Origin of the sequence: Collinsella tanakaei (assembly GCF_030373545.1) — a bacterium.
Classification (GTDB): domain Bacteria; phylum Actinomycetota; class Coriobacteriia; order Coriobacteriales; family Coriobacteriaceae; genus Collinsella; species Collinsella tanakaei_C.
This window is the reverse complement of sequence record NZ_JAUDCO010000005.1, coordinates 39,494-54,965: the sequence shown is the minus strand read 5'-3', so window position 1 is coordinate 54,965 and position 15,472 is coordinate 39,494. Positions and strand designations below refer to the sequence as shown.

The window sequence follows — 15,472 nt, the reverse complement described above, 5'->3', positions numbered from 1 at the left end:
TATCGCCGCGCCTTATCCGTTAGTCTAGCAGCGCCGCAAGCGCGGCCAGCACCTCGTCGTTCTCCTCGGGCGTGCCCACTGTGATGCGCAGGCAGTCGTCGAGCCCCGGCGCATAGGAGAAATCGCGCACAAGGATCGAGAACTCGTCGCGGAGGCGCTCGCGGATGCGACTCGCCCCCTCCATGCGCACGAGCAGGAAATTGCCCTGGCTCGGCCACACCGTCAGGCGCCCGTCTGCCGCAAGCGCCCGGTACATCCGCTCGCGCTCGCTGCGAATCTGCTCCACCACGGGTGAGAACGCATCGCGGGCGCGCACCATGGCGGCCGCCGCCGCCTGCGTGAGCACGTTGACGGAGTAGATCTGCCGAATCGCGGCGAACACCTCGATGACATCCGGGGCAGCGATCACGTAGCCGCAGCGAATGCCCGCCGCGCCGAATGCCTTGGACAGCGTATGGAGGACGACCAGGTTCGGGCAGTCCTCAAGCAGCTCTTCTGTCGACGCCCCCGCATCTGCGAACTCGATGTAGGCTTCGTCGACCATGACGGGACCGGGACATGCATGGCACAGACGCTCGATGAACGAACGCTCGACGATGTCGCCCGTCGGGTTGTTGGGCGAGGTGATGATCGCCAGGCTCGCCTGCGGCGCCGCCGCGAGCAGGGCGCGCTCGTCGAGGGCGAACGTCTTGCGGTCGCGCCGGACGTTGCGCACGCCGGTGCGGGTCAGCGAGGCGAAGAACTCGTACTCCGAGAAACACGGCGGGCAGTTGAGCAGCTGCCTCCCCTCGCCGCCGAAGGCGAGCAGAAAGTTGAAGAGCAGCTCGTCGCCGCCGTTGCCCACGCAGATGTTCTCGCGCGCCACACCGTGGCGCGCCGCCAGCTCGTCCCGCAGCTCATTTGACATGGGATCGGGATAGCGGTTGAGCGGCGTGGCCGCAAGCGCCGCATCCACCGCCTCGCGCACGTCGGCGGGAAGCGGATAGGTGTTCTCGTTGGCCGACAGGTTGATGCGCGTCGGGGTGAAGTTGGGGTCGTAGGGCTCGATACCCGCAAGATACGGTTGCACCATCGAGCGCATGCGCGCAGAGAGCTCGGCCATGCTACCTCCCCTCCTCCGGCACGCCGGCGCCACGAACCACGACGTCCGGGGTGTCGCCGGGCCACGCGACGGTGGTCAGGTCCGCCTGCGCGAGCGCGTCGATCTGAACCGCCGACGCGCCCTCCTCGAGCACGCGGCGGCGCAAGCCGGCCGAAAGCGCGTGGGCCCACAGGCCTTCCGCCTGCGCGAGACGCTGGGTGGCAGGCGCGTCGGCGAGCAGGCCGGCGGGCGTGTAGCAGATGACCGACGAGCGCTTGACGAAATCGTCGACCGACAGCGGGTTGGAAAACGTCGCGGTGCCGCCGGTGGGCAGCGTATGGTTGGGCCCGGCCACGTAGTCGCCGAGCGGCTCGGAGCTCCACGCGCCCACGAAGATGGCGCCCGCGTTGCGGATGGACCCGAGCAGTCCCAGGGCATCGGCGCAGTGCAGCTCCAGGTGCTCGGGAGCGATGGTGTTGACGGCGTCGACGGCCGCGTCCATGTCCGCGGCGATGATCGCCATGCCCTGGTTGTCCAGCGAGGCGCGCGTGATGTCCGCGCGCGGGCTCGCCGCCAGCAGCACCTCGAGAGCGCGCTCGACGTCGTGCGCGAGCTGCACATCGCAGGTCACCAGATAGCACGCAGCCAGCGGATCGTGCTCGGCCTGCGCCATGAGGTCCGCCGCGATCACCGCCGGCTCGGCCGTGGCATCAGCGAGCACGCAAACCTCGGAGGGGCCGGCGACCATGTCGATGCCAACGTCGCCCGAGACGAGGCGCTTGGCGGCTGCCACGTAGGCGTTACCCGGGCCGGTGATCTTCTCCACGCGCGGGATGGACGCGGTGCCGTAGGCAAGCGCCGCCACGGCCTGCGCGCCGCCCACGGTGTAGACCTCGTCCACGCCGGCGACCTTGGCGGCGGCGAGCGTGTAGGGCGAGATGGGGCAGGCGCCCGGAGCGGCATCGCGCTGGGGCGGCGTGACCATGACCACGCGCTCCACGCCCGCTACCTTAGCGGGGATGGCGTTCATGAGCACCGTCGAGGGGTACTGGGCGCGACCGCCGGGCACGTAGATGCCCGCCGCGGCGACCGGCGTCACCTTGACGCCGAGCATCGTGCCGTCGGCGCGGGTGGTAAACCACGACTGCTGCACCTCGCGCTCGTGGAAGGCGCGAATCTGCGCTGCCGCCTTCTCGAGCGCCGCCACGAACGAAGGGTCGAGCCCCTCGAGCGCGGTGTCGATCTGCTCGAGCGGCAGACGGAAATCCTCGACGTCCACGCCGTCGAACTCGCGACAGAAACGGCGCAGGGCATCGTCGCCGCCGCGGCGGACCTCGTCGATGATGCGCTGCGCAGACGCCGTGATGTCCGCCGGCAGCACGCCCTCGCGCGTGAGCATCTCCGCGGCAAGGCGCTCGCCTGACGCCAGGGTGACGGTCTTCATGGGCTCTCTCCTTACAGCCTTCGGTCGAACCGACGGCGAATCAGCTGGAAAGGGCGCACGGCCATGCGACCGTGCGCCCGCGGGTATGCGCTTCGACTTTATCACGATAAAGTTTCCCCCACAACGCGGGGCGTCGTGCGTTATACGTTGGTTACGAAAGGCGACCGTGCACGACCCTTCGCGAAGTGTGTACGTCATTTCAGAAGCCCTTTGTATACCGGTGAAGTAGCAATTCATCTACCTGCGCATTCTTTATAAGAGCACGTTGTTGTACACGTCGTTTCCAAAACGACGCACTTACTTCGCGAGGCAAGCCCGGATTCCGCTGTGAAATCGGACCACACGGGCGGAGCGCCGCCCGCGCGGGAGCGATCAGCAAGCAGGTGACGAAGATGATGCCGGCACCGAAGCGCCACCCGCGCGGTCGGCGATACCGCTACCCAAGGGCCGCCAGGCGCGTCGCAAGCTCGCGGACGCGGGCGTCGATGCGCGCGCGGCCGGGGTTCACGAAGAAGCGGGCGGTGCAATCCATGATCTCGCCGGTGATGACCAGGTCGTTTTCGCGCAGCGTCGTGCCGGTAGCGGTAATGTCCACGATGCGGTCGGTCATGCCGACGATGGGGCCAAGCTCGATGTTGCCGTGAAGCGTTACGATGTCCGCGTTGATGCCGCGGCGCTCGTACCACGCGCTCGCGATGCGCGGATACTTGGTCGCCACGCGCAGGCTCCCGCGGCGCGCATAGGCATGCTCGGCCGCTCCCGCGGCGGACGCCGGCTCAGCCTCGATGAAGCGGCAGGCGCCAAATCCCAAGTCCACGAGTTGCAGCAAGTTGTAGTCGGCCTCGATGAGCGAATCGCGCCCGCAGATGCCGCAGTCCGCACCGCCGCACGCCACGAAGGCCGGCGCGTCCGTCGGGCGCACGATGATGTACTCGACCTCGCCGATCGACCCCTCGCCACAACGCGTGTCGCGCGCCCGGAAGATAAGATGGCGGCCCGGATCGCGCAGCGGCGACACGTCGAGCCCCGCGCGCTCAAGGACATCCAAGGCATCCCGGTTCAGCGACCCCTTGGGCACCGCGATGCGCAGCGGAGCCGCGACGTCGCGTATGATGGCACCGTCCCCGCCCGCACCCGGGGCGGCGGACTCTACCTGCTCGCCGGCAGGACGCACCGCCTCGAGCCGTTCGAGCGAGAACGCAAAGCCCGCGGCGGGAACGTGCGGCACTCCCTCGAGCGCACCGTCGAGCACCGCGTCGTAGCGCCCTCCGGAGCCCACCGACTCCGACATGCCCGCCGCGTACACCTTGAACACGAGCCCGGTGTAGTAGTCAAACGAGTTCATGATCGAGAAATCAAAGGACAGGCGCGCGGCGATGGCGGGATCGTCTTTCTCGAGCGCGGTCTGCAACTCGCGCAGATCATCGATCGCGTCGCCGTCGACGCCCGCCGCTGTGAGCAGCTCCTGCGCGCGACTGAGCGCGTCGGCGCCCCCGTGCAGGCGCGGCAGCTCGCAGATGGCCCGCTTGACCGCATCGCTCTCGTCGCTGGCGCGCACGAGGTCGTCCACGTCCACCAGGTTGTTGAGGTGCACGAGGTCGAGCACGCGCGCCGCAAGCGACGCGTCGGCGCACCGGTCCAGCAGTTCCTTGAAGGGCCGCACGCTGCCGCACACGAGCTTCCAGTCGGCGAGCCCCAGAAGGCGAACCGCCTCGACGGCGATCGACACGATCTCGGCGTCCCCCTCGACGCCGCCCGCACCGATCAGCTCGTAGCCAAGCTGGGTGAACTGCCGCGACATCCCCGAGTTGCGTGTCGAGGCGCGTACCACGGGCGCCTCGTAGCGCAGGCGCAGCGGCAGCTCGGACCCATGCATGCGCGTTGACACGAGCCGCACGATGGGAAGGGTGTTATCGGGGCGCACCATGAGCGAGCGCCCGTCATCGTCAAAAAGCTTGAACGGCGAATCCGTCAGACGTCCGCCGCTCGCAAGCGCCGCGCGATCCTCGAGCAGGGGCGTCTCCACCGGCGCGTATCCATGGGCACGGAGGCATCCTTTGACGGTCAGCGCGATATCCTCGCGCGCCTGCGCCTCGTCGGGCAAGATATCTCTGAAGCCCCACGGCGTGCTCGTCATGGCAAAAGCCCCCTTCGTCTGAGCCGGTCTCACGGTGCGCCGATCCGCCCGCACCCCTTACGGGGCGGGCGCAGCGGCACGTCAGCATGTCCCAATTTTCTCCTGGCCCCTTTTGGGACATGTGGGCGTCCCGGGCAGGTATTGCGGTACTTTAGCACACTGGAGTGCCATCGCGAATGGCGGCGCTCGAAATGTGCGTCCCGAAACAAGGCGCACCGAGCCGGGCCAGCGGGGCAAAGCAGGCAGGCGGCGCATCCCCCCGACAAAGGCAGGTCGGCGCTTCATCCTCGCCGCCAGCGTCCGTCAGCGGCCGCCCCCTCGCCGCCTCGCCACAGCACCCCGCCTCGGCATGCAAAAAGCGCCCCGGATTGCTCCGGGGCGCTTTTCGTCAGCCTGATGTGAGACCGAGCGACTACTCGTTGTCGCCGGCGGTCATCTGGGTCGCGGAGAGCTCGCCGTCGGTCGCGGCGGCAGCGTCAGGCCAGACCCAGTTGGTGAAGTCGGGGTGATCGAAGCCCTCGTCCACGGCGAAGTGGAACGCCTCCTCGCGGAAGTCCTCCCACGCGTCGATCTGGTCGGCGAACTTGTCGCCGTCGACCAGGCGCAGCGCGTCGGCAGCCAGCGCCCAGCGGTCCATGTTGTTGAGGCGCAGCATGTCGAACGGGGTGGTCGTGGAGCCCTTCTCCTCGTAGCCGTGCACGCGGAAGGACTTGACACCCGGGCGATCCCACAGGATGCGGTGGATGGTGCCCTCGTAGGCGTGGAAGCAGAAGAGCACGGGCTTGTCGCCGTCGCCGAAGAACTCGCAGAAGCGCTCGTCGGAGATGGCCTGATCGTTGTCGGCGAGGCTCTGGATCTTGAGCAGGTCGACGACGTTCACGAACCACACCTTGACACCGAGCTTCTTCAGCAGGTCGGTCGCGGCCAGGGCCTCCATGGTGGGCACGTCGCCGCAGGAGGCGATCACCAGGTCGGCATCCTCGAGGCTGTCAGCGGTGCTGGCCCAATCCCAGACGGCCAGACCCTCCTCGAGCTCGGCCTTGGCCTCGTCGACGGTGATGAAGGTCGGGGACGGCTGCTTGCCGCAGAAGATGGCGTTCACGCAGTTGGTGGACTGGTAGGCGCGCTCGGCCACGGCCAGGGCCATGTTGGCGTCGCACGGATAGTAGGCGTTCACGATGTGCGTGTCGTTGGCCTTGTTGAGCAGCAGGTCGATGAAGCCGGGGTCCTGGTGCGAGAAGCCGTTGTGGTCCTGACGCCAGACGTGGCTGGTCAGCAGGATGTTGAGGCCGGCGATGGGCTCGCGCCACGGAATCTCGCGCACGGTGGCCTCGAGCCACTTGCAGTGCTGGTTGACCATGGAGTCGACGACGTGCACGAAGCTCTCGTAGGTGCTCCACACGCCGTGACGGCCGGTGAGCAGGTAGGCCTCGAGGAAGCCCTCGCACTGGTGCTCGGAGAGCTGCTCGATGACCTTGCCGGAGGTGGACAGCAGGTCGTCGTTGTCGGCGTCGGCGTGATAGCCGGCCTCCCACTGCTTCTTGGTCACCTTGTAGGCATCCTGCAGGCGGTTCGAAGCGGTCTCGTCCGGGCCGAAGATGCGGAAGTCATCGTTGGCGGCCAGCACGTCGGCGGTGTAGGCACCGAAGACGCGGGCGGCCTCGGTGGAGCCCCAACCGTGGCCCTTCTCGGCAACCGGCACCTCGTGGGCGTGGATGTCGGGCAGGACGAGGTCGCGACGGATCTTGCCGCCGTTGGCGTTGGGGTTGGCGCCGATGCGCAGGTCACCGGCGGGCATGAAGGAGGTCACCTCGGGGCGCACCTGACCCTCGGGCGTGAAGAGCTCCTCGGGGTTGTAGGAGCGCAGCCACGCGCGCAGGACGCGGAAGTGCTCATGGGTGTCCTTGGCGCTCGCCAGCGGCACCTGATGGGCGCGCCAGGAGTCCTCGGTCTTCTTGCCGTCGATGTGCTTGGGGCACGTCCAGCCCTTGGGCGTGCGGAAGATGATCATCGGGTAGACGGGGCGGGTCTCGACACCGGTCTCAGCCTTGACCTTGATGTCGCAGATCTCGTTGAAGACCTCCTCGAGGAGGTTGGCGAAGCGCGCGTGGATGGACATGTGCGGCTCGTTGTCGAAGCCGGCCATGAAGAAGTGCGGCTTGTAGCCCATGCCCTCGAAGAACTTGGTGAGCTCCTCGTCGGAGATGCGGGCGAGGATGGTCGGGTTGGCGATCTTGTAGCCGTTGAGGTGCAGGATCGGCAGCACGATACCGTCGGTCTTGGGGTTCACGAGCTTGTTGGACTGCCAAGAGGTGGCCAGCGCCGCGGTCTCGGCCTCGCCGTCGCCCACCACGGCGACCGCGAGCAGGCTCGGGTTGTCCATGACGGCGCCGAAGGCGTGGGACAGGGTGTAGCCGAGCTCGCCGCCCTCGTGGATGGAGCCGGGGGTCTCGGGAGCGAAGTGGCTGGGGATGCCGCCGGGGTAGGAGAACTGACGGAAGAACTTCTGGAGGCCGGCCTCGTCATCGGTGATGTCGGGACGAATCTCGCGGTAGGTGCCGTCGAGCAGGGACTGCGCGGTGCCCGCGGGACCGCCGTGACCAGGGCCCATGAGGAACACGGTGTTCTGCTGGTGATCGGCGATGAGGCGGTTCACGTGGCCGAACAGGAAGTTGATGCCCGGGGTGGTGCCCCAGTGGCCGACGAGGCGATGCTTGACGTCGGGACGACCGAAGTCACGGGTCTCACCGGTCTTCTCGTCAACCCAGTCCTTCTTCATGAGCGGGTTGGAACGCAGGTAGATCTGACCGACGGAGAGGTAGTTGGCGCAGCGCCAGTACTTCTCGACACCGGAAAGGGCCTCGGCGCTCACGGGAGCGTTGAGTTTCTTCCACGGAGTTCCGATCACGGGGTTGGACATGTACTCCTCCTTTTCATCGCACCGGACGGGCTGCCCGGTGACAAAGCACGAAGTTGGATGCGGACGGGCGCGAGCCGACAGTACGAGGCGCGGGCAGGGGTTCCTCGCCTCATGATGCCGCCCGGCATCGGGGTGAACCGCCGGGCCACCGGCACGCACCCGTCACGAGCATCAAGGTGAAGTATAAGTGGTAAAACGTTTTAGCATTCTGAAAAAACGTTTTATCTTTCAGAAAAGTTTTGGTCAGGTGGCGGTAAGCGGGAGTACGGCGTTTTGTCAGGCCGCCGCGACGGCCGCTACCCGATTGCCTAGCCGTGACATTTCCGCAGGATTTAACAGGTATTTTGCAATTGGCGCGGCGCGGAATTTTCGGCTTGGCGCTCCCCTACCGAACGTTTGGGGCCATCCCTCAAAGAGCCGTTCACCTTCGCGCGTGCGCGCTTCCTTCACACGATTTGCCGTTCATCGTCAAAAAGATACCGTTCGCGGTGAGCGGCGCGAACGGTCGCAGGGCGGTCGCGCCCCAGCGCTGCGCTAGGCGAGCATCCGCGCGCGGTCGTCGGCAAGCGAGGCGACGCTTTCCTTGATCACCAGATGGGGCTTGAGCACGCGCTCCACCGGCTCGATACCCGGATTGCCCAGGCGGCGCATCATGAGGCGCACCGCATGGTGGGACAGCTCGCTGACGTTCTGCTCGATCGACGTCAGCGACGGCTCGAACAGCGCGTCGGCGGCGCTGTTGTCGTAACTGACCAGCGAGTAGTCGCGCGGGACGCGCTGACCGTTCTCATGCAGACGCTTGAGCAGGCCGAGCGTGATGTTGTCGGAGCTCGCAAAGACCGCCGTCGCATCGCTCGCGAGCACGTGCTCAGCCGCCTCGTAGGCGCTCGAGATGTAATACTCGCTCTCCACGACCAGCGAGAGGTCGGGCTCCATGCCGGATTCGCGCAGCGCGCGCAGGTAGCCGCTCAGGCGCTTGCGCCCCGTGACCGTCTTGGCGGCGTTCACCATGCAGGCGATGCGTCGATGCCCCTGCTGCAGCAGGTAGCGCGTGGCCATATAGCCGCCGAGCTCGTGGTCGAACATCACCTTGTCGCAAGGCAGCTCGTCCATGACGCGGTCGACCATGACGTAAGGGATGGTGAGGCTCGACAGCTCGTCAAACAGGGCGCGATCGTCGGGCGCCTCGTCGCTGACGACCAGAAACAGACCGTCGACGCCGCGCGTCACGAGCAGATTGAGCAGCTCGAGATCGTTTTCGGCCAAGCCGTCGGAGTTGGTGATGAACAGCGCATAGCCCTCGGCGCGGCAGCGCTGCTCGAGGTTTTTGGCGAGGGACGAGAAGAAGCGGCTCTCGATGTTGGGCACGATCAGGCCGAGCGTCTTGGACTGCTGCGTGACCAGGCTGCGGGCGATCTGGTTGGGAATATAGTGCTCGCGCGATGCAACCTCTTTGATGCGGCGGCGGTTCTCCTCTGAGATGCGGCACGGCCGGTTGTTGAGCACGAGCGACACGGATGCGGGCGACAGACCCACCTCCCGCGCGATCTGCTTCAATGTCACCTTGTTGGCCACGACGACGCTCCTTTGTATCGTTCGCTGTGCCGGAGGGCATCTGATTGGAACTTATACCACGATACGCGCTCTTTATAATAGCGAGCACCCGTTCCTTCACACGGGCGAAACTACGCACCCCCGCTTCGTCCATCATGACACAAGGCGGATTTCAGGCCAATGTCAAAGACATTTGATAGACGACGCGAGCGGCGGCCACCATACTTGGTTCGTGGAGCACGAGCTGGAGGCGTCCATGAACAGAAATACGCGTGAATTCGAATACGACAAGGCGACAATCGGAGCCCGCATTCGCGATGTGCGCACGAAACGCGGTGTATCCCAAGAGGCCCTCGCCGAAACGCTTCACGTGTCACGGCAAACGGTATCAAATTGGGAACGGGGTAAAACCCTGATCGACGTGCAGAGTCTCGCCGAGATGGCCCGCGCGCTCGAGACAACGCTGCCCGAACTGCTGGGAGAACCCGAGATGCGGCGCATGGTCGAGCGCGGCGGCGACACCCGTCGCGAGCTTATGACGATCTACGTAGGGCTTTCCCTATTCGTGCCCGCGGTAATCCTGCTCGAATTCATGCACGGGACAGCAGCGTCCCTTTGGTTCGCGTGCGCTCTGATACCGCCGGCGATTTGGTTTTCGTGGCGAGCCTTTGCGGTGGAGCGCGACCTTGGACTGCGGTGCGCGCGAGAGGTTGCCGAGTATATCGAGCGCGGAACGTTGCCGAAGCACTCCGGGCGCCCACGGTCGTTCGCGGCATATATCGCCCTGGGCACCGGACTATGGCTTTTCCTAGAGTTCATCTTGGGATTGCTTTCGTAATTGCGACATCTCGAAACGAGCGCGCGCCCGCTATTCATTATTTGGCGGAATACACCCGAAATATGCATCGTTAAACCCGACTTAACCGGACGGGAAACTTCGTTTTGGGGCAAGTGGTCATCAACGAACGATTCCTGACAGGATGGAGGCGCTCACCCACGAGCGCCGCATCGGAATCGTCAGTCGATATAATATGAATTGATATCTTATATTGCATTTTGCCAATCGCCGCGCAGTCGGCAGCCGAACCTCGCGAAAGCATATTGCTTGCCGCCAGCTCAACCACCCTGAATATCGCCATCCCGTCAGCCTGCGATGACAGTAATCGTCCATGCGTGACCAAAAACAGACTCTCAAGCAAGGAAGAAGGCACCCCGAGCCAAAATGATGCCTACGAGGAGACTGGCGATGCGAATGTCGGTGGCCCGAGTCCGCGGGCAGCCCCCCCACAAACCGAAAACGGCGCCGCAGCGGCGGCGCCGTCTTGCTTGCTGGTGCCCCCGGGCGGATTCGCGTCCGGCTGCGCCGTCCGCGGCTCCGGGCGCTTCGCGCCCTCGCACGCTCGCTGGCAAACGCTCACGCGTTTGCTCAGCCTCGCGACCCCAACGGGTTCGAATCCGCGGGCAGCCCTACAAACCAGAAACGGCGCCGCAGCCGCGACGCCGTCTTGTTCCCTGGTGCCCCCGGGCGGATTCGAACCGTCGACACCCGCTTTAGGAGAGCGGTGCTCTATCCCCTGAGCTACGGAGGCAAGTAGTGTGCATTCTAACAGAACGCCCATCGGCCCATCGGCCCGATGCGAATCTCCACGCCTTAGAGCAGGCGGTCCGCCGCATCCTTCTTGGCGCGCACCGCGCACACAGCGGCGATCAGTGCCACGACCGCGTACGCGATGTTGTACACGGGAGAGCCGGAACCACCCGTCAGGACCAGCGCCACGCCGGCGACGCTGACGAGCATGATGATGACGCACAGCACGATGAACGTACCGAGCTTCGAGGGATTGTTCGCACCGAGTGCACCGGAGATGCCGGCAATCAGGTAGAACACGCCAGTCGCAATCATGACGATACCGGCGGTCTGGGCCGAGGCGGCACCGCCGTCGACGGCATCGAGCGCGCCGGCGTTCACGAACATCACGGCGCCGAAGATGATGGACAGCACGCCCAGCACAAGCATGATGAGCGCGATGACCTTGACGGTCTTGCACAACGAGGACATAGGTCTCCTTCCATGATGCGGCACGACGACGCACGCGCGACGCAATCGGATTCGAACGAATCAACTTGTCTATTGTAGCCTGCTACAACGGTCTAAGCAGCAGCAACCTGCCGTCTATCCCCACGGATCGCGCTCGAACAGCGGCTCGGGTTCCGGGCGTCGGTCGGAATAGGGATCGTAGCCGTCGTCGTCCTCGTTCTCCGCGCGGATAAACGGGTCGTCCGACGTCGTCGGGCGCTGCTGCACCGTCGCACGGTCCTTCTCCTCCGGTTGAGCCATGGCGTCTCCCTCTCATTCAAAGAAAATGTCCCAAAAGGGGACTGGCCCCTTTTGGGACATTGTACGGCTTACGCCTCGTCCGGCACCTCATAGGTCGGAGCCGGGCCCGTGGCGTCGGAGACCACGTAGAACTTGCCGTCGGAGTCGACGTCGACCGTAATCTGGTCGCCCTCGCGCACGCGGCCGTCGATGATGGCCTCGGCGATGGTGTCCACGACCTCGGTCTGGATGAGGCGCTTCAGCGGACGCGCGCCGAAGACCGGGTCGAGGCCGCCCACGGCGAGCATCTGCTTGGCGCTCGGCGCGATGTCGAGCGTCATGCGCTCCTTGGCCAGGCGCGCGCGGACGTCGGCAAGCTGGATGTCGACGATCTTCTCGATCTGGGCCATGCCAAGCGGATGGAACACGACGATGTCGTCGATACGGTTCAGGAACTCGGGCCTGAACGTGGTGCGCATGGCCTCGTCGACCTCGCGCTTCATGGCCTCGTCGTCCTTGCCGGAGAGCTCTGCGATGGCGTTCGAGCCCACGTTCGACGTCATGATGACGATCGTGTTCTTGAAGCTCACCACGCGACCCTGACCGTCGGTCAGACGGCCGTCATCGAGCACCTGCAGCAGGATGTTGAACACATCGGGATGTGCCTTCTCCATCTCGTCGAGCAGGATGACGCTGTACGGACGACGGCGCACGGCCTCGGTGAGCTGACCGCCCTCGTCGTAGCCCACGTATCCCGGGGGCGCACCGATCAGGCGCTGGACGCTGAACTTCTCCATGTACTCGGACATGTCGATGCGCACGAGCGCGCGCTCATCGTCGAACAGGCACGTGGCGAGCGCCTTGGCGAGCTCGGTTTTGCCCACGCCGGTGGGACCCAGGAAGAAGAAGCTTCCGATGGGCTTGTCGGGGTCCGCCAGGCCCGCACGACTGCGACGCACGGCCGCGGCGACGGCACGCACGGCCTCGTCCTGGCCGATGACGCGCTTGTGCAGCTCGCCCTCCAGGTCGCGGAGCTTCTCGATCTCGCCCTGCATCATCTTGGATACGGGCACGCCGGTCCATGCGGAGACGACCTCGGCGATCTCGTCGGAGGTCACCTGTTCCTGCAGGCCACCCTCGGTCTTTTGCGCCTCGATCTCGGCCTCGCCGTCGCGCACCTGCTGCTCCAGGCTCGGGATCACCGAGAAGCGCAGCTCCGAGGCGCGGGCGAGGTCGCCGTCGCGCGTGGCGCGCTCCTCCTCGCTCTTTGCCTGGTCGAGCTGGGCCTTCAGGTCCTGCACGCGGTCGATGGCGTTCTTCTGGTTGAGCCAGCCGGCCTTCTGGACGTTCAGCTTCTCCTGGACCTCGGCGATCTCCTGGCGCAGGGTCTCCAGACGCTCGGCGGAGGCCTCGTCGGTCTCCTTCATGAGCGCCTGCTCCTCGATCTGCATCTGGGTGAGCTTGCGCTGAGTCTGGTCGATCTCGACCGGCATGGAGTCGAGCTCCATGCGCAGGCGGGACGCGGCCTCGTCCACCAAATCGATGGCCTTGTCGGGCAGGAAGCGGTCGGCGATATAGCGGTCGGACAGGTCAGCCGCCGCTACGAGCGCGCCATCGGTGATGTGCACGCCGTGGTAGATCTCGTACTTCTCCTTCAGGCCACGCAGGATGGAGATGGTGTCCTCAACGGAGGGCTCGCCCACCATGACCGTCTGGAAACGACGGGCCAAGGCGGCGTCCTTCTCGATGTACTTGCGGTACTCGTCGAGCGTCGTGGCGCCGATGGCGTGCAGGTCGCCGCGGGCGAGCGCCGGCTTGAGGATGTTGCCGGCGTCCATGGAGCCCTCGGTCGCACCCGCGCCCACGATAGTGTGGAGCTCGTCGATGAACAGGATGACGCGGCCATCGGACTTCTCGACTTCTTTGAGCACGGCCTTCAGGCGGTCCTCGAACTCACCGCGGTACTTGGCGCCGGCCACAAGGGCGCTCATGTCGAGCTCGATAAGGTCGCGATCCTTCAGCGTGCTGGGCACGTCGCCCGCCACGATGCGCTGGGCGATGCCCTCCACGATGGCGGTCTTGCCCACGCCGGGCTCGCCGATAAGCACAGGGTTGTTCTTGGTGCGGCGCGAAAGCACCTGGATGGTGCGGCGGATCTCGTCGGTACGGCCGATGACCGGGTCGAGCTTGCCGGCGCGCGCGAGGTCGCAGATGTTGCGGCCATACTGCTCCAGCGCCTCGAACTGCGTTTTGTCCTCGGCGGTCTTGACGCGGTCGTCGCCGCGGAGCTCCTGGTAGACCTCCTCGATGCGCTCGGGCGTGACGCCGGCGGCCTTGAGGACCTGACCCGCGGCGCCCTTGTCCTCGGCAAGCGCCATGAGTAGGTGCTCAGTCACCACGAAGTTGTCCTGCATCTTGGTGGCGCGCTTCTCGGCGCGCTCGAGCGTGCGCACGAGGTCGCGCGACAGGCCCATCTCGGCGCCGTCGCCGGAGACCTTCGGGGCGCGCTCGATGGCCTCCGCCGCGGCGCGCGAAAGCTGCGTCGGATCGGCGCCGATGCGCTCGATGATGACGGAGATGTTGCGCTCACCACCCGTGAGCAGCGCGGACAGCAGGTGAATGGGCTCCACCGCACCCGCCTGGGCATCGCTTGCGATGCCGATGGCCGCCTGCAGCGCCTCGCGCGACGTCACGGCCAGTTTCTCGATTCTCATATGCCTCACCTCTCCTGGGGTGTTACCGACCCGCGGGAACATGGGGACAGGCACCGTTTTCCCACGCGGTCAGCCTGCTGCCCTCCGGGGCAGCATTCGTCTGTTCGAGAGGTATTGTTACCGATTTTTGCTGCAGCTATACCTAAATCTAAGTCTCCATATATAAGATTTTCTAAGTGCGGCAAGATGGTGTCAGGTGCAATCTTGTCGGGCGTAATTTCATGCCCATGGGTTTGTCTCAGTTACGGGCTTCTATCTGAGACAAACCCATCCCGAAAAACGCCTTGTGAAAACACCGAGCCTCATTTCGCGCGAGGCCTCATTCTGAATAGCCGACAAGTTTGTACCTGGCACTGTCCTGTCACGTCGGCGACTCCTGTTTCAGGCATTATTAGTTTCAGCCATTATTACATTGTAATAGATACTATTACGGAGGAACCATGGGTACGTTCACCACCGTCAGCGCGCGTATCGACAGCAGCACGAAACAGCAGGCGGATGCCATTCTCCGCACGTTGGGGCTCAGCCCCTCCGCTGCGATTGCCGCCCTCTACGCCCAGATCGTCTTGAATAAAGGCCTCCCCTTTGCCGTTCAGATGCCGCAGGCCTCACAGGATGCGCTTCCCCTCGGACGCATCAAGCGTGTCGTCTCGGATGTCGCACGCCGTTACGGCGTCGAGCGTGCATAGCTGTTCGGTTCTTACGCCCGCGGCGAGGCAAAACCGGACAGCGATGTCGACATCCTTATCGATAAGGGCTCCATGCGGGGACTTGCACTGGGCGGCTTTCTCGATGAGCTTGAACACGAACTCCAAGCGGCAGTCGATGTTGTAACCCTGGATTCCCTTGACGAGGATTTTCGCCAGAATATCCAACAGGACCAGGTGCTGCTCTATGAACGATAAGGAACGAAACGCGCTCAAGCAGATTCTCAGATAGTGCCGTAAAACCGAAGACGTCAGGGCGAGATTCTTCCCCACACGCGAGCGGTTCGATGAGGAGGAGCTCTACCGCGACGGATGTGCATTCTACATCCAGCAGATGGGGGAATTCGTCAACGACCTGTCAGACGAGTTTATCGAACAGCGCGACGACATCGCCTGGCACGAGATACGCGGGTTCCGGAACATCATCGCGCACGCCTACGCCAGTGTAGACACCGATGGCCTCTGGGAGAGCATCACCGAGGACCTGCCGCCCCTGAAGGAGTTCTGCGAGCGTCAACTCAAGTCAAGCTGACCGACGAGATGGTGCCGGGGTGCAACCTTATCGCCCATGTCATCTCGAGTGACGCGGTCGCGGCGC

Annotated in this window: 11 protein-coding genes, 1 tRNA gene and 1 pseudogene; 4 read left to right on the top strand and 9 right to left on the bottom strand. The window is 64.9% G+C overall.

Annotated features, from left to right (window positions below; translation table 11 throughout):
• Nucleotides 1-19: 19 nt before the first annotated feature.
• The 5 genes from hisC to QUW00_RS05570 all read right to left on the bottom strand — a co-directional run bounded on the left by hisC (nt 20) and on the right by QUW00_RS05570 (nt 9,157).
• Nucleotides 20-1,102 carry a histidinol-phosphate transaminase gene (gene hisC, locus QUW00_RS05590; RefSeq protein ID WP_289613403.1) on the bottom strand — a complete coding sequence of 361 codons (1,083 nt, stop codon included), beginning with the start codon at nt 1,100-1,102 and terminating at the stop codon, nt 20-22.
• A 1-nt stretch (nt 1,103) separates the two neighbouring features.
• Nucleotides 1,104-2,525 carry a histidinol dehydrogenase gene (gene hisD, locus QUW00_RS05585; protein WP_289613402.1) on the bottom strand — a complete coding sequence of 474 codons (1,422 nt, stop codon included), beginning with the start codon at nt 2,523-2,525 and terminating at the stop codon, nt 1,104-1,106.
• Nucleotides 2,526-2,961: 436 nt separating this feature from the next.
• Nucleotides 2,962-4,662: an ATP phosphoribosyltransferase gene (gene hisG / locus QUW00_RS05580; protein ID WP_289613401.1), complete on the bottom strand. Its 1,701-nt coding sequence runs from the start codon at nt 4,660-4,662 to the stop codon at nt 2,962-2,964.
• A gap of 412 nt (nt 4,663-5,074) precedes the next feature.
• The gene (locus tag QUW00_RS05575) at nt 5,075-7,582 is read right to left on the bottom strand and encodes a phosphoketolase family protein (protein WP_289613400.1); all 2,508 of its coding nucleotides are present in this window, start codon (nt 7,580-7,582) and stop codon (nt 5,075-5,077) included.
• A 534-nt stretch (nt 7,583-8,116) separates the two neighbouring features.
• The gene (locus tag QUW00_RS05570; protein ID WP_289613399.1) at nt 8,117-9,157 is read right to left on the bottom strand and encodes a LacI family DNA-binding transcriptional regulator; all 1,041 of its coding nucleotides are present in this window, start codon (nt 9,155-9,157) and stop codon (nt 8,117-8,119) included.
• Between the two features lie 235 nt (nt 9,158-9,392).
• Here QUW00_RS05570 and QUW00_RS05565 point away from each other — a divergent pair, with 235 nt between their 5' ends.
• Nucleotides 9,393-9,974, top strand: a complete 582-nt coding sequence (locus tag QUW00_RS05565) for a helix-turn-helix domain-containing protein (RefSeq protein ID WP_289613398.1) — start codon at nt 9,393-9,395, stop codon at nt 9,972-9,974.
• Between the two features lie 675 nt (nt 9,975-10,649).
• Here the strand turns inward: QUW00_RS05565 and QUW00_RS05560 are convergent.
• The 4 genes from QUW00_RS05560 to clpB form a co-directional block, all read right to left on the bottom strand.
• Nucleotides 10,650-10,725, bottom strand: a tRNA-Arg gene (locus QUW00_RS05560).
• Nucleotides 10,726-10,787: 62 nt separating this feature from the next.
• Nucleotides 10,788-11,195, bottom strand: coding sequence for a hypothetical protein (locus tag QUW00_RS05555; RefSeq protein WP_289613397.1), 408 nt, complete (start codon nt 11,193-11,195; stop codon nt 10,788-10,790).
• Nucleotides 11,196-11,309: 114 nt separating this feature from the next.
• Nucleotides 11,310-11,474: a hypothetical protein gene (locus QUW00_RS05550; RefSeq protein ID WP_289613396.1), complete on the bottom strand. Its 165-nt coding sequence runs from the start codon at nt 11,472-11,474 to the stop codon at nt 11,310-11,312.
• Between the two features lie 68 nt (nt 11,475-11,542).
• Nucleotides 11,543-14,167 carry an ATP-dependent chaperone ClpB gene (gene clpB, locus QUW00_RS05545; protein ID WP_289613395.1) on the bottom strand — a complete coding sequence of 875 codons (2,625 nt, stop codon included), beginning with the start codon at nt 14,165-14,167 and terminating at the stop codon, nt 11,543-11,545.
• Between the two features lie 440 nt (nt 14,168-14,607).
• Here clpB and QUW00_RS05540 point away from each other — a divergent pair, with 440 nt between their 5' ends.
• From QUW00_RS05540 to QUW00_RS05535, 3 genes and pseudogenes are all read left to right on the top strand, one after another.
• Nucleotides 14,608-14,856, top strand: coding sequence for a type II toxin-antitoxin system RelB/DinJ family antitoxin (locus QUW00_RS05540; protein WP_289613394.1), 249 nt, complete (start codon nt 14,608-14,610; stop codon nt 14,854-14,856).
• Nucleotides 14,857-15,072 (top strand): nucleotidyltransferase family protein, encoded by a 216-nt coding sequence (locus QUW00_RS09365; RefSeq protein WP_354003410.1) that lies wholly within the window; start codon nt 14,857-14,859, stop codon nt 15,070-15,072.
• Nucleotides 15,073-15,151: 79 nt separating this feature from the next.
• Nucleotides 15,152-15,406 (top strand): annotated as a pseudogene (locus QUW00_RS05535) (HepT-like ribonuclease domain-containing protein); the annotation flags it as partial.
• Nucleotides 15,407-15,472: the final 66 nt, after the last annotated feature.

Excerpts from the sequence above, each read along its gene's own strand:
- hisC (WP_289613403.1), bottom strand. The coding sequence starts at position 1,102 with ATGGCCGAGCTCTCTGCGCGCATGCGCTCGATGGTGCAACCGTATCTT.
- hisD (WP_289613402.1), bottom strand. The coding sequence starts at position 2,525 with ATGAAGACCGTCACCCTGGCGTCAGGCGAGCGCCTTGCCGCGGAGATG.
- hisG (WP_289613401.1), bottom strand. The coding sequence starts at position 4,662 with ATGACGAGCACGCCGTGGGGCTTCAGAGATATCTTGCCCGACGAGGCG.
- QUW00_RS05575 (WP_289613400.1), bottom strand. The coding sequence starts at position 7,582 with ATGTCCAACCCCGTGATCGGAACTCCGTGGAAGAAACTCAACGCTCCC.
- QUW00_RS05565 (WP_289613398.1), top strand. The coding sequence starts at position 9,393 with ATGAACAGAAATACGCGTGAATTCGAATACGACAAGGCGACAATCGGA.
- QUW00_RS05555 (WP_289613397.1), bottom strand. The coding sequence starts at position 11,195 with ATGTCCTCGTTGTGCAAGACCGTCAAGGTCATCGCGCTCATCATGCTT.
- QUW00_RS05550 (WP_289613396.1), bottom strand. The coding sequence starts at position 11,474 with ATGGCTCAACCGGAGGAGAAGGACCGTGCGACGGTGCAGCAGCGCCCG.
- clpB (WP_289613395.1), bottom strand. The coding sequence starts at position 14,167 with ATGAGAATCGAGAAACTGGCCGTGACGTCGCGCGAGGCGCTGCAGGCG.
- QUW00_RS05540 (WP_289613394.1), top strand. The coding sequence starts at position 14,608 with ATGGGTACGTTCACCACCGTCAGCGCGCGTATCGACAGCAGCACGAAA.